This is a genomic window from Desulfosarcina variabilis str. Montpellier (assembly GCF_048565275.1).
Classification (GTDB): Bacteria; Desulfobacterota; Desulfobacteria; order Desulfobacterales; family Desulfosarcinaceae; genus Desulfosarcina; species Desulfosarcina variabilis.
The window spans coordinates 7,918,827-7,944,263 of sequence record NZ_CP159846.1; the positions used below are offsets into that span (position 1 = coordinate 7,918,827).

Annotated in this window: 20 protein-coding genes; 7 read left to right on the plus strand and 13 right to left on the minus strand. The window is 53.7% G+C overall.

All coding sequences use genetic code 11. The features are described from left to right. Nucleotides 1–376: 376 nt before the first annotated feature. The 3 genes from Dvar_RS35880 to Dvar_RS35890 all read right to left on the minus strand — a co-directional run bounded on the left by Dvar_RS35880 (nucleotide 377) and on the right by Dvar_RS35890 (nucleotide 2,922). On the minus strand, nucleotides 377–1,801 hold the full coding sequence (locus tag Dvar_RS35880) for a sigma 54-interacting transcriptional regulator (RefSeq protein WP_419658107.1): 1,425 nt from the start codon (nucleotides 1,799–1,801) through the stop codon (nucleotides 377–379). Nucleotides 1,802–2,219: 418 nt separating this feature from the next. Then, nucleotides 2,220–2,483, minus strand: coding sequence for a hypothetical protein (locus tag Dvar_RS35885; RefSeq protein ID WP_419658109.1), 264 nt, complete (start codon nucleotides 2,481–2,483; stop codon nucleotides 2,220–2,222). Nucleotides 2,484–2,748: 265 nt separating this feature from the next. Further along, nucleotides 2,749–2,922 carry a hypothetical protein gene (locus Dvar_RS35890; RefSeq protein ID WP_419658111.1) on the minus strand — a complete coding sequence of 58 codons (174 nt, stop codon included), beginning with the start codon at nucleotides 2,920–2,922 and terminating at the stop codon, nucleotides 2,749–2,751. 293 nt (nucleotides 2,923–3,215) lie between these two features. On the opposite strand from Dvar_RS35890, the gene Dvar_RS35895 reads away from it, so the two are divergent. The 5 genes from Dvar_RS35895 to Dvar_RS35915 all read left to right on the plus strand — a co-directional run bounded on the left by Dvar_RS35895 (nucleotide 3,216) and on the right by Dvar_RS35915 (nucleotide 10,449). Next, nucleotides 3,216–4,313 carry a pyridoxal-phosphate dependent enzyme gene (locus Dvar_RS35895; protein ID WP_419658112.1) on the plus strand — a complete coding sequence of 366 codons (1,098 nt, stop codon included), beginning with the start codon at nucleotides 3,216–3,218 and terminating at the stop codon, nucleotides 4,311–4,313. Then, complete coding sequence (locus tag Dvar_RS35900; RefSeq protein WP_419658114.1) at nucleotides 4,310–5,398, plus strand: DUF1611 domain-containing protein; 1,089 nt, start codon at nucleotides 4,310–4,312, stop codon at nucleotides 5,396–5,398. The genes Dvar_RS35895 and Dvar_RS35900 overlap by 4 nt, the downstream gene beginning before the upstream one ends. Before the next feature lie 2 nt (nucleotides 5,399–5,400). Continuing rightward, entirely contained in the window at nucleotides 5,401–7,761 is a 2,361-nt protein-coding gene (locus Dvar_RS35905) for a creatininase family protein (protein WP_419658115.1), read from the plus strand. A 141-nt stretch (nucleotides 7,762–7,902) separates the two neighbouring features. Further along, nucleotides 7,903–8,973 (plus strand): mandelate racemase/muconate lactonizing enzyme family protein, encoded by a 1,071-nt coding sequence (locus tag Dvar_RS35910; RefSeq protein WP_419658117.1) that lies wholly within the window; start codon nucleotides 7,903–7,905, stop codon nucleotides 8,971–8,973. Nucleotides 8,974–9,168: 195 nt separating this feature from the next. Beyond that, nucleotides 9,169–10,449: a 4Fe-4S dicluster domain-containing protein gene (locus Dvar_RS35915; RefSeq protein ID WP_419658119.1), complete on the plus strand. Its 1,281-nt coding sequence runs from the start codon at nucleotides 9,169–9,171 to the stop codon at nucleotides 10,447–10,449. Between the two features lie 21 nt (nucleotides 10,450–10,470). Here Dvar_RS35915 and Dvar_RS35920 read toward each other — a convergent pair whose 3' ends face one another. The 10 genes from Dvar_RS35920 to Dvar_RS35965 form a co-directional block, all read right to left on the minus strand. After that, nucleotides 10,471–12,483, minus strand: a complete 2,013-nt coding sequence (locus tag Dvar_RS35920) for an ATP-binding protein (protein ID WP_419658121.1) — start codon at nucleotides 12,481–12,483, stop codon at nucleotides 10,471–10,473. A gap of 370 nt (nucleotides 12,484–12,853) precedes the next feature. Then, entirely contained in the window at nucleotides 12,854–16,495 is a 3,642-nt protein-coding gene (locus tag Dvar_RS35925; RefSeq protein ID WP_419658122.1) for a DUF748 domain-containing protein, read from the minus strand. Nucleotides 16,496–16,697: 202 nt separating this feature from the next. Continuing rightward, nucleotides 16,698–17,780 carry a pyridoxal-phosphate-dependent aminotransferase family protein gene (locus Dvar_RS35930; protein ID WP_419658124.1) on the minus strand — a complete coding sequence of 361 codons (1,083 nt, stop codon included), beginning with the start codon at nucleotides 17,778–17,780 and terminating at the stop codon, nucleotides 16,698–16,700. Between the two features lie 28 nt (nucleotides 17,781–17,808). Continuing rightward, nucleotides 17,809–18,492, minus strand: coding sequence for a YkgJ family cysteine cluster protein (locus tag Dvar_RS35935; protein WP_419658126.1), 684 nt, complete (start codon nucleotides 18,490–18,492; stop codon nucleotides 17,809–17,811). An 84-nt stretch (nucleotides 18,493–18,576) separates the two neighbouring features. Further along, nucleotides 18,577–19,059, minus strand: coding sequence for a cyclic nucleotide-binding domain-containing protein (locus tag Dvar_RS35940; protein WP_419658128.1), 483 nt, complete (start codon nucleotides 19,057–19,059; stop codon nucleotides 18,577–18,579). A gap of 273 nt (nucleotides 19,060–19,332) precedes the next feature. Then, on the minus strand, nucleotides 19,333–20,406 hold the full coding sequence (locus Dvar_RS35945) for an AI-2E family transporter (RefSeq protein ID WP_419658130.1): 1,074 nt from the start codon (nucleotides 20,404–20,406) through the stop codon (nucleotides 19,333–19,335). Between the two features lie 115 nt (nucleotides 20,407–20,521). Beyond that, complete coding sequence (locus Dvar_RS35950) at nucleotides 20,522–21,169, minus strand: acyloxyacyl hydrolase (RefSeq protein WP_419658132.1); 648 nt, start codon at nucleotides 21,167–21,169, stop codon at nucleotides 20,522–20,524. Then, complete coding sequence (trxB, locus tag Dvar_RS35955; RefSeq protein WP_419658134.1) at nucleotides 21,141–22,118, minus strand: thioredoxin-disulfide reductase; 978 nt, start codon at nucleotides 22,116–22,118, stop codon at nucleotides 21,141–21,143. The genes Dvar_RS35950 and trxB overlap by 29 nt, the downstream gene beginning before the upstream one ends. 2 nt (nucleotides 22,119–22,120) lie before the next feature. Continuing rightward, entirely contained in the window at nucleotides 22,121–23,596 is a 1,476-nt protein-coding gene (locus tag Dvar_RS35960; RefSeq protein ID WP_419658136.1) for a 30S ribosomal protein S1, read from the minus strand. 128 nt (nucleotides 23,597–23,724) lie between these two features. Further along, entirely contained in the window at nucleotides 23,725–23,928 is a 204-nt protein-coding gene (locus tag Dvar_RS35965; RefSeq protein WP_419658137.1) for a hypothetical protein, read from the minus strand. Between the two features lie 69 nt (nucleotides 23,929–23,997). Between Dvar_RS35965 and Dvar_RS35970 the strand changes: the two genes are divergently transcribed. After that, nucleotides 23,998–24,447, plus strand: a complete 450-nt coding sequence (locus tag Dvar_RS35970; RefSeq protein WP_419658139.1) for an Hsp20/alpha crystallin family protein — start codon at nucleotides 23,998–24,000, stop codon at nucleotides 24,445–24,447. A gap of 4 nt (nucleotides 24,448–24,451) precedes the next feature. After that, entirely contained in the window at nucleotides 24,452–25,420 is a 969-nt protein-coding gene (locus Dvar_RS35975; protein ID WP_419658140.1) for a class I SAM-dependent methyltransferase, read from the plus strand. Nucleotides 25,421–25,437 lie beyond the last annotated feature (17 nt).

Below are 25,437 nucleotides of genomic sequence, written 5' to 3' on the forward strand. Positions count from 1 at the left end.
TTCAACGATATTGGCCGTGCTGCACGGAATCGTTCAGCGCCATCGATGAGTCCGACCCACACGGAGTTGGAATCGCAAAAACACTCAAATCAAAAATCGTACCACATTCAACAACCAATTAATGAGCAATAGACGGTTGGAAAGGCCAGCCCCCGCCAAGGTCAGGTAAAAGGTGTCGCTACCGATTCATTTCTTTGGATTTTATGAACCAGATGGGCGTGGGAGAGCAGGTTTTCAAGGCGCAGCATAAGGGCAGGCGGGAAACTCTCATCCCATCTTAGCGTACCGATCCAGACAAAAGAGTTCCGATAAATTGGCGCAATAGGAATTGTGAGTTCTGGTTTCGTGCGGCCTCAACCGGATAATCCACGCTGCGCTATTTAGTATGACGGGGCTTGAAAGCGGATTTTTGCAGATTGTATTTGTGCATCAGCTTGTTTAACTGCCGTGCGCCCACCCCCGCTTCCAGTGCAGATGCGTTGATCTTCCCCTGGTTGCGCGACAGCAGTTCCTCAAGATAGCGGCGTTCGATGGCCGCCAGACCTCTTTTCCTCGCCTCGGCCAATGAGGCTGTGATGTCAATGGGGATGTCCCCTGACGGTGGGGATGAATCGAAAAGTTCGGAAGGAAAATTCTCCGGTGTCAGAACCGGACCGGTCTCCAGGATATAGGCGCGCTCAAGTAAATTTTCGAGTTCTCGGATATTGCCGGGCCATGCGTAGCCAAGCAAGGCATCCATGACCTCAGGGTGAACGCCCTGGATGGATTTGGTTCCAAATTGGTTGAATTTTTTCAGAAAGTTTTCCACGAAAAGGGGAATGTCCTCACTGCGCCGGCACAATTCCGGAATGTGGATCGGGAACACATTGAGACGATAATAAAGATCTTTTCTGAATTGCCCCTGGTCGCACATGTCTTTCAAATCAACATTGGACGCCGCAATCACCCGCACATTGGCGGTCAACGTCTGATCGCCGCCCACACGCTGAAAGATTGCCTCCTGGAGCACCATCAGCAGTTTGACCTGCGCCGCCATTGAAATGGTGCCGATCTCGTCCAGAAAAATCGTACCACCGGAAGCCACTTCGAACTTTCCCAACTTTCGTCGATGCGCACCGGTAAAAGAGCCTTTCTCGTGGCCGAAAAGTTCGCTCTCGATCAGGGTCTCAGGGATGGCACCGCAATGTACACTGATAAACGGCCCATTTTTACGGTTGCTTTGGCGGTGGATGCGCTTGGCCATAAAACTTTTGCCCGTGCCGGTTTCACCTAACAGGAGAACAGTTGTCTTGGTGGGCGCTACGGAAAGCACGTTATCATAAACCTTCTTCATGATGGGACTGAGGGTTCTGATAATGTCCAGGGAATCATCCTGCCAAAGCTGCTGGCGAAGATAAGCCAGTTCGGACTGCTGAAGCCGCTCCTTGGCAATCTCATCGACCACCAACCTGACCTCTTCCGCATCAATGGGAGCGGTAATGTAGTTGCTGGCCCCGTTTTTGACGTAATCCACCGCCTTGCGGACGTCCACGTTGGCCACAATGATGACAACGGCCATCAGCGGCCGCAGGCGTTTGAAATGGCTGATCAGTGCTTTGGGTGTTGCCAGATGGGGCGCGTCAGCCGACAGCGCCTCAAGCTGGATCAGGTCGATAAAAAGAAAATCACAGGTGTTAACGTTGATGGCATCGAACAACTGATCCGCCGAGTCGACGATCTGGATACGACAATCCCGGGCAAAAATGTGCCGGATGGTGTTAATCGTTCGCGTATTTTGCGTCGATATGAGTATGCTATCCATGGTATGCAATTAGAAAAATGGCGAAAACAGAGCCTGAACCAGGCTGAATATCGGTCATTGCCGCCTACCTAGTGTCCATCCACGAATAGGCAAATTGGGTCGAGATCAAGGCGCCCGAAAAATTTAACCACAGGCATATAGTTGATATTCCGAGGATAAAATTTTTCGCGCAACGCCGATATCGGGCAAATTGGTCATTCGTGGATGGACACTACCCAACCGCCTTTGTCACAAAGGCCTTACAAAGACAAGCAAAAAAGGCTTACGGGTGAGACCTTTTCAGAAAAATCCGGGTGTGTTGATGGGATTTAATCCTTGATGGGAAAACAGGCATGGCAAACTTAGGGTCACAAGACGGTCATGCTAGGCACCGGGAAAGGGCGGTGATGATATCCACCTCCCCTTCCCGGGGTGCCGTCTATTCGTCAAATGGCGCGCTTTCCAGCAATTCGTATTTTTTTATGTTGATCGCCCGGTGAACTTTTTTGCCGATTTTGACCAATCCCACGGCCCGGATGGGTTTTTGCACCAGATCCAGAAAACCCTGACTATTTTCAATAATGTATTCTTCGTCATCCGTTGCCGAAAGCGATACTTCACACACCTGATCGCTTTCATCCCATGCATAAGGGGTAACAATACCAACGAGTGTCTGGGTGGTGGCGCTTAACTTCTTTTTCATGTGTACTCCTGACCCCAAAAGGGAGTTCCGGCCAAAGCCCGATCCAGGCTTTGGGAACTCAATCGAAAATAAAGTTATTTTTGGAACTGATCGTATGTTGCTTGTCCGTCTTTTTTCGGATCATATCTCCCGGCCGGTCATTGTCCGACAGCTTTTTTCTACCATAGCAATCTACGCGCCAAAACAGTATCCATCCGATATTGTATTCATTTCCATCAGCTCGAAATCGAACCGGAACTCGTTGTTCGCATTTGGACCGAATTTGTCATTGCACGGCATGGATGGCTGGCAATTGCTCATCTTCACCATCGATTTTCCTTTCCGAAACGATGCAAAAGTCTTCATCACAAGCAATGCCCATCCAAATCAAAAAAAGCTTAACAACTTGTAATCCATATGATTTAAAATGACTTCCAACAGCAATTGAAAAACAGGCCATATCCCTACCCGTAAAAAGGGTGATCCATCCGGGGTATTGTCACGGTTATTGCTATTCCGGCAGCGTTTGCACCCATGAAGGACCATTGCCCCGGTCGTGTCCGTCAACGTGCATATAGCATTCAAGATAATGTTTTTGGACTGCGTTATCGGTCGAAAGCGGTATTGACTATACAGCTTGCTCCCTTAAGGCCTTGCCAAAAACATTATCTTGAACACTATGGAAGGTCGGCTGACCATTGATGGATGGACCCATTTTAAAAGCCTTTCTATAAACTGGGGATCGAATTCAAAATGTTAGATGAAAACAAAATATCAGACGGGCCTTTCGACCTGATGGACGGTGCCGTGGGCGAGTTTCAGCAGATCCAGCAGGATGTCAACCGGCAGCGCGCCATTGCCGCCGATATATCCCGACCGATGGCGCAGCGGCTGGAAGCCTATGAGGACATCATCGATTCGGAAGTGGGGGATACGGCTTTCATCCGCGCCCGCAACATTGAGCGTGAAACCGGCCTGCGCCAGATCTATTTAAAATTCGAGGGTGGCAATCCCACCGGCACTCAGAAGGATCGGGTGGCCTTTGCCCAGGCCATGGATGCCTTAAGACGGCAGTTTGACACGATCACTCTGGCCACCTGCGGAAATTTCGGCGTGGCCCAGGCCCTGGCCGCGTCCCTGGCCGGCATCCGCTGCGTGATTTTTATTCCGGGCACCTATCACACACGGCGCATTCAGGAAATGGAGCAGTTGGGCGCCGAAATCGTCCGTGTGCCGGGTGATTATGAGGGGGCGGTCAACATCTCCAGCCAGCGCGCGCTTGAAAATGAATGGTATGACGCCAATCCCGGCGGCAGCAACACCATGATGCAGCTCACGGCGTATGGCGGCATCTCCTATGAAATTTATGATGAGCTGAGCGATGCCCCGGCGGCAGTGGCGGCCCCCGTCTCCAACGGGACGACCTTTGCCGGGATTTACAAAGGATTTATCAGTCTATACCGCCGGGGCAAGACCTCGCGGATGCCCCGCATGGTAGCGGGCTCATCCTTTGGAAAAAATCCCATTGTCCAGGCGGTGCTCAAAAACAAGGCCACCTGTGAAGATCTGGTTCCCGGAAAAATCCACGAAACCCGGGTCAACGAGCCGTTGATCAACTGGCATGCCATCGACGGCAACCTGGCCTTAAGGGCCGTGCGCGACACCGGCGGCTGGGCCGGCAATGCCACCGACAAGGCCATGCGTCGCTATTCACGCCTGATCCGTGAACGGGAGGGGCTTGATGTGCTTCCCGCCTCCACGGCCGGTCTGATCGCCCTGATCGAACATCATAAATCCAATCCACTGCCCAACGACCGCTATGTGGTTGTGCTGACCGGGAGGAAATCATGAACAAGCCAATCCACACCGACGGCAACGCCATCGTTTATTGCCAAGGCGCCTTTAACACCCTCAACGGAAAAACCGCCCATGGCCTGGTAAGATTCTGCCGCCGTTACCAGGTGGTGGCCGTGGTGGACAAGACCTATGCCGGTCAGGATGCGGGTCAGGTGCTGGATGGCAAGCCGGCGGGCATTCCCGTGACGGCGTCCATCGACGCGGCCCTTGAAACCGCTGCTGCCGCCGGCAATCCCGCCTCTCATCTGGTGGTAGGCATTGCCCCGGACGGCGGCCGATTGTCGACCAGCGCCCGGCAGGACGTCATGCACGCCATCGACCAGGGACTCAACGTGGACTGCGGGCTGCACGATTTTCTGACCGAGGATGAGCAAATCGTCGCTCTGGCCCAAAAGCGGTCAATCATCATCCGCGATATCCGCAAGCCCCCCGAGAGGAACCAGCTGCACTTTTTCTCGGGCAAAATCGAGGCGGTGGACGCACTCAAGATCGCCATCCTGGGCACCGACTCGGCCGTGGGCAAACGCACCACGGCCTGGCTGATCGTCCAGGCGTTCGAGCGTCTGGGATACCAGGCCGAGCTGGTCGGCACCGGTCAGACCGCATGGATGCAGGGTGCCCGCTACAGCATGATTCTGGATTCGTTGATCAACGATTTCGTGGCCGGTGAGATCGAGCATGCCGTGTGGTCGGCCTGGAACGACCTGCACCCCGATGTGATCGTCCTCGAAGGCCAGGGCAGCCTGATGAATCCCGCCTATCCGGGCGGGTTCGAGCTATTGGCTGCCGGCCGCCCGGATCTGGTGGTTCTGCAGCATGCCCCGGCCAGAAAGGAGTACGACGGGTTTCCCGGTTATCCGATCCAACCCCTGGCCAGGCAGATCGAAGCCATCGAAATCCTGTCCGGCAAACCGGTGGCAGCCGTTACCGTCAACCATGAAGATCTCAGCGATGATCAGGTGCCGGCGGTCTGTGAAGCCATTGAAATGGTGGTGGGGCTGCCGACCCTGGACGTGCTACGGGATCGCGCCGACCGGTTGGTGAGCCTGTTGACCCCTTATCTCAAAGGAAAAGCCTGACCATGGCCGATGAAAAAATATCCAAAGCAAACAGTGAAAATGATCCGCTGTCAGCTCTGGTGGTCTTTGACCGGCTGGAGGTGGGACCGGTCAAACTGGAACCTAAACGGCTGGTGGCCCCCTATCGTCTGGTGACCGGCGGCAACACCGAGCAGACCGAGCTGATCTACACCTACGAAGAGGCTGTTTTCGATCCCGACACAGCCGAGTCGCGCAACCTGGCCGATATGATCGCGGCTCAGGTGGCCCTGAACTACGGCCTGTTCTGCCGCGAAATCGTCTATAATGGTCTGTTCGACAAAACCGACCGGCAGTTTCTGCGCGACATGGCGGAAAACACGGCCCGTGAAATCTACGTCAAAAAATTTCTGGAGCCCAACCCGTTTCTGGTGGGCGCCGTTGTCGGCCTTCCGGCAACAGTGGCCAAATCCTATCTGAAAGCCCGGTTGGTTTTTCCCCGTTCACCGCGGGTGGTGTCCCTGCGGCCCTGGCATCCCCATGCCGACCGCCACTGTGTGCTCTCCAGCGGGGGCAAGGACAGTCTGCTCAGTTTCGGCCTGATGGATGAACTGGGATGTGACGTGCATCCCATATTCGTCAATGAATCGGGTCGCCACTGGTTTACGGCCCTGAATGCCTACCGCCACTTTCGCGACAACATCCCGGGCACCGCCCGGGTGTGGGTCAACGCGGATCGCTTTTTCGCCTGGATGCTGCGCCGGATGCCCTTCATCCGCAAGGATTTTGCCAGCCTGCGCGCCGACGAATACCCGATTCGGCTCTGGACCGTGGCGGTTTTTCTCTTTGGCGTGCTCCCCTTGATGCAAAAACGCGGCATCGGCCGCCTGATCATCGGCGATGAATTTGACACGTCCCGGCGGATCACGACCTCGGGTATCCGCCACTATGACGGCCTGTACGATCAGAGCCGCTGGTTCGATGACGCCCTAAGCCGCTATTTCATGCGCAAAGGCTGGTCCATCGCCCAGTTCTCGATCCTGCGTCCCCTGTCCGAGCTGCTCATCGAGAAAATCCTGGTCAAGCGCTATCCCCATCTTCAGGAGCACCAGACTTCATGCCATGCCACCCACAAAAAGGATGACCGCATACGGCCCTGCGGACGGTGTGAGAAGTGTCGCCGCATTGTCGGCATGCTGACGGCCCTTGCCGAGGATCCCACCCGCTGCGGATACACCACTGAGCAGATCCATGCCTGCCTGAACGATCTTTTTAAAAAGGGGGTCTACTCCCAGGCATCGGCCGAAGCCGGCCAGCTGTTTTACCTGCTTTCACAGATCGAGCACATCAAAATTCCCGATGATGTGGTGCAAACGGTCAAGGAATATCCCGAAATCTTGCAGCTGCGCTTCGATCCCAAAGTGTCGCCCATAAACGGCATTCCCGCCGATCTGCGCACCGCGCTGTATCGCATTTATCTGGAATATGCCGACGGCGCGGTCGAAGCCAAGGGAAAAGGCTGGCAGCCGATCGACGCGCTCACCCATCCGGCCCTGAAGGCACCCTATGCCTTTGATACAGGAGAAAGGCACACGCCGGCCCAACCGGAGGCGGACACATCTTCGGGCACCTACTTTTGGGGGGAGCTGTGCTGGCCCCAGGCCGCCCGGCGTCTTGATATTGTCGACACGGCCCTGCTTCCCGTCGGGGCGGTGGAACAGCACGGTCCGCACCTGCCCCTGGACACGGACGCCTTTGACGCCGAATACCTGGCAAGGCAGGTTGCCGAGGGCTGCAGTGATCCCAAACCCCTCGTCTTACCGCTCATCGCCTATGGTGTGAGCTACCATCACGAGGCCTTCAAAGGCACCATCAGCATCAACAACGACACCCTGGCCAACCTGGTTTACGATGTGGGCATCAGCGTGGCCAAAAACGGGATCAAAAAACTGGTAATCATCAACGGTCATGGGGGCAATGCGCCGTCTCTCAATTTCGCGGCCCAGCGAATCAACCAGGATGCCCGCATCTTCGTGTGCGTGGACACCGGAGAAACCAGTGATGTGGATGTGGACAATCTCATCGAAACCCCCAACGATGTGCATGCCGGTGAGATCGAAACCAGTACCAGCCTGGCCATCCGACCCCACCTGGTGCGCATGGACCACCTGCAGATGGAAGTGCCCACCTTCACCAGCCGCTACCTGGATTTTTCTTCCAAACGCGGGGTGTCCTGGTATGCGCATACCCATAAAATCTCGAGCAGCGGGGTCATGGGCGATCCCACCAAGGCCAGCCGGGAAAAAGGCCAGAAAATGTGGGCCATGATGATCAGCCACCTGGTCAGCTTTGTGGACCAATTGAAACAGATGACGCTAAAGGAAATCTACCAGCGCAAATACTGACGACTTCCTTAAGACACCCGATATCGGCGTTATACGGATCACCCGTCACTGCGGCGTACTTGTATGTACGCCTCATTCCTTGGTGATCCGAAAGCCTTGATCTCAGGCGCCTTAAGAAAGTCGTCCAAAAAACAAAAGCATATGAAAATAAAACGCATTGAAGCATGGCCGGTGGTCATGAAACTGGCCGAGCCGTACACCATCGCCTATGAAACCGTTTCCACGGCGGCCAATGTGTTCCTGCGCATGGAAACATCATCGGGGATCATTGGGTACGGCTGCGGCGCACCGGATCTGTCGGTGACTGGAGAAACCGTTGATACCGTGATGGCCGCCTGCCACGATGTGATCGTGCCCGCCTTCAAGGGATCGGACCCCTTGCGGCCGGCCATGCTCATGACGCGACTCCGCAAGCCCCTCAAGGCGCATCCATCGGCCATGGCCATGGCCGACATGGCTCTTTTCGACGTCATGGGCAAGGCTGCCGGATTGCCGCTCTATAGGCTTCTCGGCGGCTTTCGCACCCGCATGCGCACCAGCATCACCATTGGTATCCTGCCGGTTCAGGAAACGGTGGATCGTGCACGGCAATGGGTGGCAAAAGGCTTTAAAGCGCTGAAAATCAAAGGCGGGATGGATGTGGACGCCGACATCGAGCGATTGATGCGGGTACGGCAGGCCGTGGGTGAGCGCATCGAACTGCGCTTTGATGCCAATCAGGGGTATACGGAAAACGATGCACTGCGGTTTGTCGACGCGGTCCGCACGGTAAAGATTGAGCTCGTCGAACAGCCTACGCCCAGGGCACGGGACGCGCTTTTGGGCCGCATTACCCAGGCAGTGCCTTTGCCGATCATGGCCGACGAAAGCCTCATGGATCTGAAGGATGCCTTTCGCCTGGCCCGCCGGTCACTGGTGGATATGATCAATATCAAACTGATGAAGGTGGGCGGCATCGACGAAGCCATGAAAATCAATGCCGTCTCACGCGCTGCGGGCATGGAAGTGATGGTCGGCTGCATGGACGAGTCGGCCCTGGCCATTGCCGCCGGCCTGCATTTTGCCCTGGCCCGGCCCAACGTCGCCTATGCCGATCTGGACGGCCATCTGGATCTTTTGGATGACCCGGCGGCCGGTGCGGTGATCCTGAAAAAGGGTGTACTCTACCCCACCGGACAGCCAGGCCTGGGATTCACCCCGGATCACGGGTGAGCCCAAAAGCGCCGATGCCCGTCGTACTCGTGCTCATAATCGTAATCGGAAAGGTCGACATGGCATAATACCAATCGCTGAAGACGCATCTGAGAGTTTGAACCTCAGGCCAAATTTTGATATAATGAGTTATGGTTCATATATGAGACGAAAAATATCACTGACCCGTAAACGGTTCGCGAACAGGAACATACCATGGCTCATATCGTCTCTCAATCCGCCTATCAGCGTCTCACCGATCGTCTTAACCGATTTCCTCAGGGGGCACCGCCGTCTGAACTGCTGACCCGTATCCTGATGGTCCTGTTTGACCGTCGGGACGCCGAATTGGTCTCACTGTTGCCGATCAAGCCGTTTACGGCACGGCAGGCAGCCCGTATCTGGCACCGACCGGAAAACGAAACCCGCCGGACCCTGGACCGGTTGGCCGACAAGGCCCTGCTGGTGGACATAGAAGTACATGGACAGATGAATTATGTTCTCCCGCCGCCCATGGCCGGATTCTTTGAATTCTCCATGATGCGCATCCGCAAAGACGTCGACCAGAAACTGCTGGCCGAGCTGTTCTACCAATACCTGAATGTGGAAGAGGATTTCGTCCGGGCCCTGTTTACCGATGGCCAGACCCAGCTGGGCCGCGCCTTTGTCAATGAAACCGTGCTTCCCGACCAGCAGAGCCTGATCGTTCTGGATTGGGAGCGTGCCAGCCATGTGATCCAAACCGCCTCCCACCGGGGGATCAGTACCTGCTACTGCCGTCATAAAATGTCGCATCTGGATAAGGCCTGTGATGCGCCCCTGGAAATCTGCATGACCTTTAACACCTCGGCCGCCGCATTGATCCGCCATGGTCATGCAAGGGCAGTCGGTGTGTCCGAAGCCCTCGACCTACTATCCCAAGCGCGCGACCATCATCTGGTGCAATTCGGCGAGAATGTGCGCCAAGGGGTCAACTTTATCTGCAATTGCTGTGGATGCTGCTGTGAGGCGATGCTGGCCGCGCGTCGGTTTGCCTTCATGCATCCGGTACATACCACCAGCTTTCTACCCCAGGTGGACAAAAACACCTGCAGCGGCTGCGGCAAATGCGTAGAACGCTGTCCGGTGGCAGCCATGGGCCTGGTATCGGCCAATGATCCGGAGCATCCCAAGCGAAAAGTGGCCCAGGTCGACCCTGAGCGCTGTTTGGGCTGCGGCGTATGCATTGACGCATGTGAGAAAACAGAGAGTCTCCAATTAAAACATCGTTCAAGAAGAGTTCTCACCCCTTTGAACACGGTTCACCGCTCGGTCATCATGGCGGTCGAACGCGGCAAACTGCAGCATTTGATCTTCGACAACCGCGTGTTGTGGTATCATCGTGCGCTTGCCGCCGTGTTGGGTGCGATCCTGCGCCTTGGGCCGGTAAAACGGGCCATGGCCACCGATCAGGTTAAGTCCCGTTATCTGGAAACATTGGCGCGACACTATTCATGAATGCTTAACTTTACGGGCCGCTCAATTTCTCAGCAGTGTTTTACCGATGGTTTGATCAAGCACCTGGCGCACGGTCGTACAAATTTGGTGCCGGAGAATCGGTTTATGCACAAACGCACGGATGCCAATGGCTTTGGCCCGCTCTTCGTCAACCGTGGCACTGAAGCCAGTGCAAAGAATGATGGGAATATCGGCTCTGATTTTGAGCATTTCCATGGCCAACCGATCGCCGGTCAGTTTGGGCATGGTCAGATCGGTCAAGATCAGATCAAACTGGTGAGGATTTTGTTGAAAAAGGGACAGGGCATCGGAGCTGGTTCGAGTCGCCGTCACTTGATAGCCCTGGGTCTCGAGCATACATTTTCCAAGTGTGCATAGCGGTTCTTCATCATCCACCAAAAGGATACGTTCCGTTCCTTTGGGCAGTTCTTTCAGAGGCCTGGTTTCAATGGCCACGCGCCTTTCGATGGCGGGCAAAAACACATGAAAAGAAGAGCCTTTTCCCGGCACACTATAAGCATTGATAACACCGCCGTGGCTTTTGACAATGCCATGCACCACCGCCAGCCCCATTCCCGTTCCGTCCCCTTTTTCCTTGGTGGTAAAAAATGGATCGAATATCCGTTCCATAACCTGATGGGGAATACCGCAGCCGTCATCACTGACGGTCAGTTTGATATGATACCCCACCTGCAGTCCGGGGTGCCGGTTGACGAATTCAGCATCCAATTCCAGACTTTCCAGCTCGACTTCCAGGGTACCGCCGTTTTCTCGCATGGCGTAACCGGCATTGGTGCACAAATTCAGGATCACCTGATGCACTTGGGTGGCATCGGCAAAAACATAGGCATCACTGTTGATGTGTGCTTTGATATCAATGGTCGCCGGTAGTGAGGCTCTAAGAAGCTTGAGGGTTTCTTTGATGATAATCTTGATCTGCACCGGTTTGAAAGACTGTTCCGTTTGACGGCTGAACGTGAGAATTTGAGAGACCAGATCCTTGGCGCGGTTGCCGGCCACGATAACTTGATGCAGGTCCTTTTGGATTTCACTGTCATCCGGCAATTTTAGCTGGGCCAGCTCGGTGTACCCGAGAATTGCCGATAAAATGTTGTTGAAGTCATGGGCAATTCCGCCGGCCAGGGTTCCAATGGCTTCCATTTTTTGCGTTTGCCGAAGCCTTTTGGACACCTTCTGGTCTTCATGGTGTGTTTTTATGCGGTCTACCAGTCGCCAGATGATCTGCACGAAAAAGGACATCAGAATCAGGCAGCCAAGCCCGCTGCACCACAGAATCAAACGATTTGACCATGGCGGCTGGGCGGCATGGGTCACCCAATTGAGCATCAGGGTCCATTGTTGATCGGCAACAAAAACCGGCAGGTGAACCGCACCGTGTCTAAAACAGTCCTTTCCGGAAAAAATGGTCCCTTCCCCGTCCAACAGGCAGCAGTTCAACTGATCGAAGTTGATTCCATCCATAGCCTCAGAAAGGAGAACAGGCACGTCATAGACAGCAATGGCCAGGCCGAAAAATGCGTCTGCGCTGAAGATGGGAACCCGCAAAACGACACCATTTCCACCTTGACGCAGGGCAAAAGGCCCCTGAAGGGTTGCCTGCCGAGTATCGATGGCTTTTTTCACAAAAGGTCCGCGTTGGGCGTCCGACAGCAAAACGTTGGGCTGTGAAATTGTTATTTCATTTCCCCTGGCCGGGTAAACATATTTGACACGTGTATCGCGATCTGCGAACTGAAGCGCACGGATGGGGGGATTGGCTTGAAGCAGATGGGCAGCAAACCCAGAGAAACCATCCGCATTGGTCTTTGGATGGGCCGCAAAAAGGGCGGCCAGTGCCTCGACGGCATTGAGCCGGGCAGTAATTGAATCCTCGATACGCACCTTGAGCAGTTGAGCCGATGCGTTCAGTGCGCTTTCCCGGTCCTTGAGCCAGTCATGGGTTTGCCATCGATCCACAACGATCATAAGACTGATCATCATGAATCCCAACGTAATAAAAATGACTGTCTTCATGAAACCATCCTTGTTAAAGATTTTGGTTAATCTTCAGAACAGTATCATGTCCGGCAAGCTGAATCCGGAACGTACAGTCGGAGTAAGATACGCAGAAAGGGGTCAGATAATCACGCTCAAGATGAACACATACGATGATTTGCCACCAGTAAATCAGCAAACTTACTGACACACAAGCAAACCCGCATCGTAAGAGCAAGAGAAGTGATGGGCTACCCTTTACAGTAAAAAGGCCCCTACAATGAAAAATTCAGAAGCGACGGTTGTCACGGTTTATAACAAATAAGTGCATCAACCGCTGGTATTGTTTTCTGATATGTAACATACATGTAATCATGTTGGCAACAATTGGAGCAAAATGATTACAGAACTATCTCAGGCTGAAAACAACACGGCCGGTTGCAGCCGTTTCCTGCCCCGTATCGGCAAGGCCGATTCGAGGCTCAACGATAAAAAGGCGGTGCCGCGCCACCTGGCCATGCTTGATGAGGTAATCCTTGGCATTCAAGGCACGCAGGTTCGCCAGATGGCGATAATCATTCTCAGTGACGGGGGTATGCTCAAGCAGTAATTGTTCCATGATTGAAGGCGTCAGGTCTACCGGTTTTCCGCTGCTGTCCACCGGCGCAGGAATGTCGGCGGAATCAAACACCGAGCCGATCAGGGACACTCGCTCCTTAGCACTGATCGTAATATCTTCAAGCGGCACAGCACTTTTTCCTGATTTCATCATCTCCCGCAATTTCTTGGCCTTGAGACGGTTTTCAAGCAAGATGGATTGCAGCCCTTGCCGGTCCGCCTGTGAAACGGCCTCGCCCTTTATATCCAGGTTCAATGCGGGCCGTTCAAACAAAATGGTGGCCAGTTTGTCCAACTTTGCGGAATTCTCTGCATTGATTACACTGCCGCCGGATTCAAATTCCAGGAAGCGCAATGCTTCGCCTTGTCCGCCGGCCAGATTGCTCAGGGCGGCAAAGGGAGAGGAAACGATTTTGACGACGAGGTTTTTCAGGACCGTCAGGACGACTTTGCTGACTTTAAAACGGGGATCGTCGAGACTGCCGCTCACCGGCAGATCCAACTGGATGTTTCCATCACGGTCCTTGAGCAGGGCAACGGCCAGTTTGATGGGCAGGTCCACGGCATCCGGGCTGTCCACCGAATCACCGAGGGTCAGCTGGTCGATGGAAATGCTGTTCTTTCCCTCCAGTTTGCGGTTCTCCAAAAAATAATCCACATTGAAGGTCAGTTTCCCTTTTTCCAGAATGTAGCCGATGTATTTTCCAGAATAGGGCGAGAAGGGGCTTAGCTCAATATCTGAGATGTTCAGGGTCAAATCCACGAACGGGTTGTCGATCAGCGGATTGATCTGGCCGCTGATTTTCACCGGGGCATGACTGCCCCACATCCCCTCCAGAAGTACATCGGCCTTTTTTTCTTCAATGGAAGCAAGGCCGGATACCTGTCCGCTTAATTTTTGGAATCGTGCCCTGAAATTGGGTTTGATGAACTGGTCGGAAAGGTCCACATCGCCACCGTTGAAGTGAATTTGGCCGATCTGGATTTTTGGCTGGTCACTGTTGTCCCCCGCATTGTCAACCGTCCCGGTTGAGGCGGTGGACGGATCGTCGTTTGTTGAGGGGGCGACCGGTGGCTCAAGCATGGTGATCAGGTTAAGATTGCCTTGCGGATCGACAATCACGCGGGCAAAAAAATCATTCATTTGAATCTGACCCACGGATACCGCCAACGGATTTGTCGTGACGCGGAGCGTATCAAACCGCAATCCCTCCCAGTTGAGAAAGTCATTGGCGTTTTTCCTATCGATGGAGGCAAAATGGCCGATCTGGGCATCCCCCTGGTAAACAATCTCAGGCAGATCATCGGTCTTTTTGTGGCTCAGTTGCAACTGTCCGCCGATGTTGAACAATCCCTGGGTGACGATAACCCCGGCATGCTCGGAAAGATAGGGCTGAAAAGGACGCATATCCAGGGAGTCGATATTGACGCTCAAATCCAGCGCAACCGGATTGAGGGCCACCTTGCCCCCGATCTGGACCTGTCCCTTGTCCGCCCAATTGAAACCCAACTCCGCCCGGCCCGTTTGGCCCGAGGCACTGGATAGATCCGTGGCCGACAGGGTAAGTTTGTCCATCCGCAGGTGAACCGGTTCTGAAGGCACGGCATCCACGACATCCACCGTCACATCGGAAATACCAAGGTTGGCCATGTTGACCACAAAGGACTCGGCGGGGCGTTTTGTTTCGGATTCAACATCCGGGGTCGGTGTCCTCCCATGCGTCTTGGAACCGTCGCAGGCAAACGGGCTGAAGGCCTCCACCCAATTCAGCCGGCCGTCTTTTTCCCGGCGGCAAAAAAGCTGGGTATCGTCAAGGGCAACACGGCCCAGGCTGATTTGTTGGCCGGACAGATCGAAAGTGGTGTCGGCCACATCCAACCGGCCCAGGCAAAGCAGCGGGGCATCGTTTTTATTATCTTGCAGGTTCAGGTCTTCAGCCTGCAGATGAAGCCCGGAAAAGGTCACCTGGGTGGAGTCAGCCTGGGAAAAACGAACGTTGCCACTTAGCGACAGCCGCCCCGAGGTGGTTTTGAACCCAAACCGGTCCTGAACATACGGTGCATAACGGGGGACCTTGATGTCCGTTAAAGAGACCTTGCCAACAGCCTGCAAGGGCTTTAAACAGGCAGTCCCCCGGAGGCTTGCCGCTTCTCCGGCATCGGTTTCCAGGGACAACCGGTAAGCAGCCATTCGGTCGCTGTTGAGTTCAATATTTTCAACGGCCAGGTCAAGGCGGGAAATGGTGGTGGAAAACGGCTGACGGTTCGACAGATCCGTCAGGTGCACGACAGCCCGGGACAGGTTCAAGGTGTTGATGGTCACCTCTGGCTGGAACATCCCCGTGGCATCGGTTTTTGCCTTCTCCTCGGCTTTTTCGAATGCGGTTTCAGCCAAAAATGGCAGATACACATTACCCGAGGCAAGGCGTTTCAAGTGATATTCCGGCCTATCGCTTTCGATCCTGCCGAACCGAAGTTCGCCAGTCAGTATTTTCGAGGGCAGCAGGTCAAATGAGAGGCGGGGGTGGTAAACAAAGGGGGCACCACGGCCGTCGGTCGCCCGTACATCATTGAATGTGGTCTGCCCGGCCACCACCAGTTCCGGCTGACCATCGGCCAGCAACCTGAAATCGATTTCGTTTTCCGTTTCCAGGCCGAAGGATTGGATGATCAAATTGGGCGGCAGGGTCACGTAGGGCAGATAGTAAAGCAGGCTGACCGTCGTCAGATGCATCGATGCGTGCGTCTGACGGTCAGTCCGAAAGGGTCGACTCTGCCCTTTCAAAACAACACCGGCATCGTTGATGCGCGCCGACAAGTCGAAATCGGTGGCGTCATCCACATCCGCCGGCCGAAAAGAGAGATGCCGAATGTTCAGATTGAGGTCTTCGATACGGTGGTTCACCGAGACCACCCGATCGTCCAGGGCGATGTGACCGCCCGTGATGGTTAGATCGCCGATCATCAGCCCGGTCCCGCCGGCATCGGTTGTTTGCTCGGCATCAGGGGGCTGGGCCGCAGCGTCCTGGCCGATATCCGAAAAATTAAACGCCGTATCGCCAAATCGCACCAGATGGATGTCCGGGGTGATCAGCCGAATGGTTTTCAGCACCACCGCCCGCCTGAAAACGGATGAAACCTGAAGGTTGGCATAGGCTTCATCCACCTGGATAAATGGCGTATCGTCCTTTTCGCTGGCTTTTAAATCTCGAAACGTAACCGACAAGGTCAGTGGGTTGACACGCACCGTTGCCACCGACACGGGGCGGCCGATAATCTTGGCCACTTTTTTTTCCAGAACACCACGCACGATCAGTGGTGCACCGAAAAAGCCAAAAAGAAGATAGAAAATAAAAACAGAAGCGACGATGATAACAATCCGCTTCTGACGAGGGGGCAACTTAGAAAGAGAGGGCAGCTTAAACAATGGCAACAACATCTCAGCGTATACTCTAAGAACAGCTGTTTATTGGGCGTTAATCTTGATGAACTCGTAAAAAGTCTTTGTTCGGACGGATTCGTAAAAAGCCCGAGATCAAGGCTTGCGAATCCTGAGGAAGGAGGCGTACTTTATTGTACTCCGCAGTGACGAAGGATACGCGTAACGCCGATATCGGACTTTTTACGAATCCGTCTTAAAGTGCGGCGGCAATCACATCCAATGCCTCATCGACCATTTCCAGATTCGCCTGGGACCCCATGTGTCCGATCCGGAATACTTTTTCAGCCAGCGGACCGTAACTTCCCGCCACCACCAGTCCACCGTCGCGCAAGCGCCGATCCCAGCTGTCCCAGGTAAACCCCTCGGGAATCTTTGCCGCCGTTACCGTGGGCGACGGGACGGCACCGGGTGCGGGGAACAGATCGATCCCCAGGTCCACCAAACGCTGGCGGCACCGGCGGGCCACTTGATCGTGACGCTTGAAACTGTTTTCCAGGCCTTCATCCAAAAGCAGCCCGGCTGCGGCAAATAGGGCGGCCACGCCCTGCCAACTGGGCGTGTAGGGGAAATAGCGGTTATCAACAGCCTGTTTAAAAGGCTTCAAGGCATCATATCCCACATAATCGACGGCCTCGATAATTTCCCAGGCCTTGGGACTTACCGACAAAAAGGTCATGTCCGGTGGCGCGGACAGGCATTTCTGGGATCCACCCAGACACAAATCAATATGCCAGTCGTCGGCAAGCACCGGTACACCACCGGCACCCGCCACGGTGTCCACATAAAACAACGGTACGTTGGATGTGTTTTTCAGTTCTCCCAACGCTTCCAGCGGGTTCAGGGTGCCTGATGGTGTTTCACAATGGACGGCCGTTATCATGCGCGGTTTAAAATCAGCAATGGCCGCTTCGATGCGGGCCATATCATTGATGGTCTCATCGTAGCTGAATCCGATGGTTTTCACATCGGCACCAATGGATTGGGCCATTTCACCGATACCATACCCAAACACCCCGGTCGCCACCGCCAATACGCGGTCACCCGGTACCAGACAGCTTTTCAAGGCGCTCCACAGGCCGAGCATGCCCTCTCCGGACATGATCACGATGTCGTCACGGGTGGTAAAAATTTCCTTCAACCGGCGCTGGGCGCGGGTATAGAGGTCAACAAATTCCGTTTCCAAATCACCGGAACCGTAAGGCTGTAGATACACTTGCCGGATGGTTTCGGGGACAAGAACGGGTCCGGGAACCATGGGAATGGGATAGGTTTGCATGACGTCCCTTTTCTCGGATAGGGTAAAATTAAACCTGGATGCTTCTGATCTGTTCGAGCAGGGGCTGAATCCGCTCGCGGTGCTCTGGTGGGATCATGAGTACGAACACGGGTTGATTGGCAATCAGGCCGTCTGGTGCCGGTCCAAGCCTGCCGCCGGCATAGTCGGCGCGATTTTCCGCGGATGCCAGGAATTTCATCACATCGGCAAAGTTACCGGTGTATCCCTGCGCGTCAATATGTTCCAGGTGTTGGAGAAACACATCATTGACCGTCAGGATAAAGGGATCCATATCGGCAGCACCGGTCTGCCCACAATTTCTGGCCGACACCATGCACCGACACCCATAGGGCCGTACCGCGTACAATGGACAGGCGTCTTTTTCCAAAATCGGACACGGGCCGGCCTCAGGGTTAAAATGTTCTTCCGGAGGATCGCCATCCTTGGCGCAGATGTCGGCCAGGTGATTGATTGTCACCTGGGGCACAAAACGGTCGGGATGCGCGTGTTTGCTGATTGTTTCCAGATATTGGCGTTGACCGGTCTTTTCCAGGTGAGCGAAAATCCGAGCCCCTTCCAGTGTGGTCATGGTAACATTGGCGGTGCAGCAGTGGGCACAGTATTTTTCGCATGCCAGATCAAATTGGCTGATAAATTTTTCATAAATATCGTCCAGCCTTGCCAGTATTGTCAATTTCGTGTCGAGATCCATAAGGTTCTTTCCTGATCAAAGGTGTTCAATTTCAGTTTCGTTTCCTTATAGCTCAAACGACACCTTTTTTCCAGTGACTCGAAACTAACCCCCAAACAAACTACGCCCCCCCAACAGTTGCGACGTGGTCGTTCTGAGACGCCCGGCCAGAACGCTCGCCAAAACTCGATAAATCACATATCCAAACGCCAGCTTTTCCGTTCCAGAAAGCTGCTCAATATAATAAATATCCGATGCCAGACAAACCGTTTCTCCGTGGGCAACCGCCGATGCGCTGCGTGGCGCGCAATCGATGGCCCCCATTTCACCAAATACATCCCCGCGGCTTTCGAGCATCGTCACGGGCTTGCCGTCCTTGACCAACCGCACTTTTCCGTAGATTAAAAAATAGAGCCACGTGTCGGCGCTGCCTTGGTTGAAGATAACTTCTCCAGGCTTATACTGCCGGATCTTGCTCATGGACAGCAGGTTGAGCAGCTCCTCTTCCTGAAAGGGCTCGAAAACAGGTAACTTTCTAATGTCGTTCAGAACTCTGGTGTTGTGCGTCAAAAAACTGGTTTCTTTCATGGTGGTCCTCGCTGGCCCCTCTATTCTCCATCAATCGCAGAGCATGGCGCCGAGATGAATAAAGGTTAACGAAACTATTGGTTACAGGTATCTTGCATTTTTGTCGACAATATCAATTCCGGACTGCGCTGAACAAAAGCAAATGGTGTTGATTTTCAAGGCGCATTCCAAACCGACAACGATCTGTTTCATACCTGAAGCAGCCGATTTGCAATTTACAAACCAAAACTGACAAAAAACAACAAATATTAGGATGGGAAATCAGGAAAGTAACTAAATAGTATCATCAGAGCGATGTTCCAATCTGGCAAACCAGGCTTTGATCACTGCATTGGCCAGGGTAGCCAATGGAATGGCGAAAAACAGCCCCCAAAGGCCCCATAAGCCTCCGAAAAGAAGGACGGCCACAACAATCGCCACCGGATGAAGGTTGACGACCCCGGACAGCAGAAGCGGCGCCAACACGTTGCCATCTAAAATCTGGATCACCGCATAGGCAACCATGGCCCAGGCAAATTCGCTGCTCCAGCCAAATTGGATAAATGCAATCAGGGCCATGACAAACCCCATGACCGTCACGCCAATATAAGGAATGATCACGGAAAGGCCCACAAAAAGCGAGATCAATAGTGAGAATTGCAGGTTCAACAACCGGAACACAGCATAACTGATCCCCCAGATGATCAGCAGCTCCCATCCCTTGCCACGGATGTAATTGGTCACCTGATCATTGGCCTCTAGCCAGACAGATTCGGTCAGGTCCATGTTGTCGGGCAGAAAACGCTTCCCCCAAGCCAGGATCATCCGCTTGTCCTTGAGCAGGAAAAAGACCATAAACGGCACCAACACCAAATACACGACCAGATGCATCAGCCCCACCACCGAGGCCAATGAAAGGGTCAAGACTTGTCGGCCCAGGGTGGAGATACCGGTGTTGAGGAAACTGATGAACTCCTGAACCTGGCTTTCGGAAATCAGATCCGGATATCGGGTGGGCAATTGCAGCAGTTGGTGGTTGACCATGTACAGCATACCCGGCAATTGCTGCACCAGCTGGCTGATCTGTTTGACGGTCAGAGGCATCAGCCACAACAGCATCACCACCATGCTGAGCATAAACACCGCAAAAACAATGGAGACGGCGGCGATTCGCGGCAAATGCGACCGCTGGAGCAATCCGACCATGCCGTCCAGCAGATAAGCGATAATGATACTGATAAAAACCGGCGTCAGCAGACCACCCAGAAAGTAAATCAAGCCCGCTCCGGCCAGCAGCATGAAGCCCAGAATCACTCGCTGGGGATCGGAAAAGTGTCTGTCTTTCCACTGTTTGAACAGTTCAAACATAATCGGCTTAAAATTCCTTCTGTTATTACATTGAGAACTTTTTAGACGAGGCCGAGATTGAATCAGCAGGGCATTTCAGGATGGACACAAATCATTTTTTCGGCAGGAAATCGCTTTAAAACCGGTACCCCACCATCACCCCCAGCGTATCCATCCCCTGGTTGGGGGAAAACAGATACGCATTGGATATGTGATCAAAAGCAAGCACAAGCCGGTAACGGGAATTGAGCACCCAACCGATTTCGATGGGAATCCTGAAAAGCACCTGTGCCCCCAAGGATTTCCGGTCAGCCAGATCCGTGTCGCGCTTACCGTTGTGCAGCGCCAGCCCCAAACCGGTCGACAACATGAGGGCGGTTAGCGGCTGCCATTCCAGCCGAAAACCGCCATACACCTTACTGGTGTCCCCACGGGTGTTGATTGAGATACCCGCATTCGGGTAAACGCCGATATCGATCCAATCGAACAACGAATCCAACAACGACCGGTTAAAAAGCACCTCGGCGCAAAGGTCCGGCCCTTTTTCTTTTGAATCACCACTCCACAGCCCATCAACATCGTGGGCCGCCACCCCGAAACGCATTTCTCGCATCAGGCGGGCGGGTGATGGCACGTCAAAGGCATTGACAGCATCACCGCCTACAATTAGCAAAAGGAGAACCGTCCCCAGCACCATGCAGGGGAAATAGCAGCGTCGACCTTGCCCTTTTTCGGCAAGGCCGCATGACCAACTACTATTGGTCACTACCCGGCGGCAACTCACAGGTGTCTCCCTGAACCGATTTTTTTTCTTCCACAAAATGGGCTGCCGCCAGCGCGGCCGTGCAGCCGTCAGCTGCCGAGAGTACGATCTGGCGGGCATACTTTTCCCGCAGATCCCCAATCACGTAAATACCGGGCGTGCGGGTTTCACATTTTTCATCGGTCACCACCAGACCATCGGCGTTCATCCGGGTACCGGCGGGGACCAGTTCATTGTTGGGGTTGAAGCCAATAAAAATAAAAACACCATCAACGTCCAGATCACGCGTGGCAGCGGTCACCGTGTCTTTCAGGCCGACCTTTTCGACGCCATCGCTTCCGGCCTTGATCTGGGTCACAACGGTGTTCCAGAGCATTTCGATGTTGCAGTCATCAAAAATACGCTGTTGGAGGATCTTGCTGGCCCGCAGCTCATCCCTGCGATGGGCGATATACACCTTTTTGCACAGTTTTGCCAGATAAAGGGCTTCTTCCGCCGCGCTGTCACCACCGCCGACGACGACAACGGTCTTGCCTCTGAAAAAGAACCCGTCACAGGTCGCGCAATACGACACACCTTTACCGTAAAGATCCTGCTCGCCGGGAACATTGAGTTTTTTGGGGTTACCGCCGGTGGCCAGAATGACGGCATGGGCTTTTATCATGTCCCCATTGGCCATTCGTACGGTGTGGTAATTCAGTCCCGGATCCACGGCGGTCACTTCCTGGGAAATCATTTCCAAATCGTAGGATTGGGCATGCTCGGAAAATTTCATGGATAATTCAGCGCCGCTGATATGGATGAAGCCGGGGTAATTTTCCACTTCATCACTCATGGTCACCTGGCCGCCAGGCACCCCTTTTTCGATCAGAACGGTCTTGAGGGCCGCCCGCATTGCATAGATGGCCGCCGAAAGCCCGCCCGGTCCGCCACCAATGATGATCAAATCGTGAATCGTGTCAGTTACCATGATCAGCCTCCATTTTTTTTCTGGGATAGTGCTTTTTTCAATTGGTCGCCCAGTGACCCCAATGAATCAGACCCGCCGCCGGAATAGTCCTGCCAGCTTTGATCGTCGGCGACATCTCCGGTGCCCAGGGATATTTTTCGTTCGGCGACGTTGATCTGATCAATGGTCACATTGATGATTGCGCCGGGCTTGGCGGATTCAATTTCGGACGCCTTTTCCGAGGCGGCGATTTTGGATTTGGGAAGCAACCCGGTGATGCCGGGTGCCAGGTTGACAAAAATACCAAAGCCTTCCTTTTTTTCCACCTGTCCCTTGACGGTCTTTCCAGGCTTGAATTTTTCTTCAACATCGGCCCAGGGGTCGCCTTCGGCATCTTTGATACTCAGCGAAATGCGTTTTCGATCCGGATCCACCTCTTTGACCATGACCATGATCTCGTCACCGGGGGCAACGACTTCTTCAGGTCGCATTACCCGTCTAGTGTAACTCATTTCACTGATGTGCACCAACCCTTCAATGCCGGGAGAAAGTTCGACAAACGCACCAAAATTGGCACAACGCGTCACCTTGCCCATGCGTTTTTGTCCCACCTGGACGTGCTGCAACACATCGGCCCAGGGATCGCCCATGGCCTGTTTGACGGACAGAGAAATTTTTTGGGAACCGGGTTTTTCGCCTGCTTTGATACCCAGCACCTTCACCTGCAACTGGTCGCCCACTTTTACCACCTGCTCCGGGGTGTCCAGGCGGGACCAGCTTAATTCACTGATATGAACCAGACCTTCCACACCCGGTGCCAGGGAGACAAAGGCCCCAAAAGGAACCAGGCGAACCACCTTGCCCGCATAGACGGCATCCTCGGTCATCTCGGCCATGAATGCCTTGCGGCTGGCATCCAATTCTTTTTGCAGGATTTCACGCCGCGATACCACGATGTTGCGCCCGTTTTCTTCAAACCGCTTGATTATAAACGTCAAGGTCTGACCCACATAGGTGGCGGGATCTTCAACATAAATCACGTCCATCTGGCTGATTGGACAAAAGGCCCGCCGCTTGACCACCTCCACATGAAACCCACCCTTGATGGAGGCAACGACCTTGCCTTCAACCGGAATGCGCTGCTGCCAGGCATCCCTTAGCATGTTCAACCCGCCGATACCGGAAATCGCCTTTGACAGCCGAATTTCGCTCTCATCGGCGGCAACCACATACAGATCCAGCTCATCGCCAACATCAAATGGAAGCTCGCCGTTTTCATCAAGCAGTTCGCTGCGCTCCACCACACCATCCACTTTGGTGCCGGTATCCACAAACACATTCGTGCTGCCGATGGAAATAATTCGCCCGCGGATGCTATCGCCGACATTGATATTTTCGTTCATGCCGGCGCTGTACGATTCAAACAGCTCGGCAAAACTTTCTTCATCCTCGGAAGGTTCTTTTTCAACCCCATCCTTTTCAAACTCGTCCTCGTTCATGCGTGTTCTCCCCATTTATTAAAATATCCAGCAACTTCACCAGAAAATGACTGGTTTTGCAAGCCAATTGTGGCATGCACGCCCTACTAAAAAAAGCATTTTCATATGACCCAAATATTGATGAACTCCTAAAAAGTCTCTATTCTTACGAATCCATCAGATATTGGTCCCCTTGGCACTTTTTGAGGCAGACCAGCCAGTACCGTTCCATCAATGGTCAATGGCTTATTCATGGATGGCAATTCAGCTTGGGGCTTGACAAGCATCGGTGGATGGATATGCTTTTCCCCAACGTTGCATAAAAAAGATTGAGAAAAATCGCCGATTGCCATATCCACCTTTTATCTTATTGGCTGCAACAATCACCAACGCCTGAATTCAGCAAAAACGGGAGGGCCGCCATGGCGATCATCAAATGGGATCCTTTAGGCAACATCGCAACCTTGCAGGACCGCATCAACAAACTGTTTGACGACTCATTTCCACGGCAGATGGACGAGAATGGCGACTTGTCCCTGTGTGCCTGGACCCCCAGTGCGGATATTTACGAAACAGATCTGGGGGTGGTTGTCGCAATTGACCTGCCCGGTGTCAGCAAAGAAGATGTAATGGTGGAGGTCAAAGACAACGTGATGACCATTAGTGGGGAGCGAACCACCGATCCCACCGGACAGGCCGTGAACTATTATCGCCGTGAACGCCTGTGCGGGAAGTTTCAACGCTCATTCACGCTGCATGCCATGGTCTCACCGGAACAGATCAAGGCCAAGTTCAAGAATGGGGTTCTGCTTGTTGAAATCCCCAAGCCCGAAGCAGACAGACCCCGGCAGATATCAGTGGATATAGAGTAGAAAATTGAGCACAGACGTCAATCCGACAAATCACTCTCATCGCCAGGCAGAAATGTTGGCCAACCGCGTAAAAAAGCGATTCCGGCATTTTTACAAGCGCTTTAGCAAGCAGAATATCGAGGTCTTCAGGCTATACGATTGGGATATCCCCGAAATCAGGGCTGTCGTGGATTGGTATGGGGGGCATCTGGTCATTGGTGAATACATGCGGCGCCAGTCTACTGCCGAGTGGCTGCCGTTAATGGCTCGGTTTGTTGCCGACGCACTGGCCGTGCCGCCTGATCGGGTGCATCTGAAACAGCGCTGGGCCGGCAAACAGGATGGCCAGCGCTATCAACGCATCGATTATACCGATCAAAAGATCATCCTTCGTGAACGGGATCTGAAATTTCTGGTCAATCCCAGTGATTATGTTGACACAGGCCTGTTTGCCGACCACCGCGACACCCGCCAGATGATACGCGACATGGCATCCGGCAAAGATTTCCTCAACCTGTACTGTTATACCGCGTCCTTCTCCTGTTATGCGGCCAAAGGCGGTGCTCGCTCAACGGTTTCCGTGGACCGTTCGGAAAGCACCATCGGGTGGGCAAAGAAAAACCTGATCCTCAACGGGCTCGATATGTCTGCCCACCACCTGGTACATGACCACACCTTTGATTTTTTGGAAAGCGCCCGCCGCAAAGGCATGCGTTTCGACCTGGCCGTGGTTGATCCCCCCTCCTACTCGAGCACCAAAACCCGCAACATCACTTTCGACGTTCTCAAGGATCATCCCCGGCTCCTGAAGGCGGTGGTGGCGATTCTTCGCCCGGGTGCCAGGCTGTTTTTCTCCACCAATCATCAAGATTTCACCGCCCGCATGGAAGCCCTCGACGTATCTCAGATAGAGGAAATCACTGCCCGCACGATTCCTGAAGATTATGTACACAAACGCAAGACCATTCATCGTTGCTGGGAAATCGTGGTTTAAACCGATCAACGCTATTT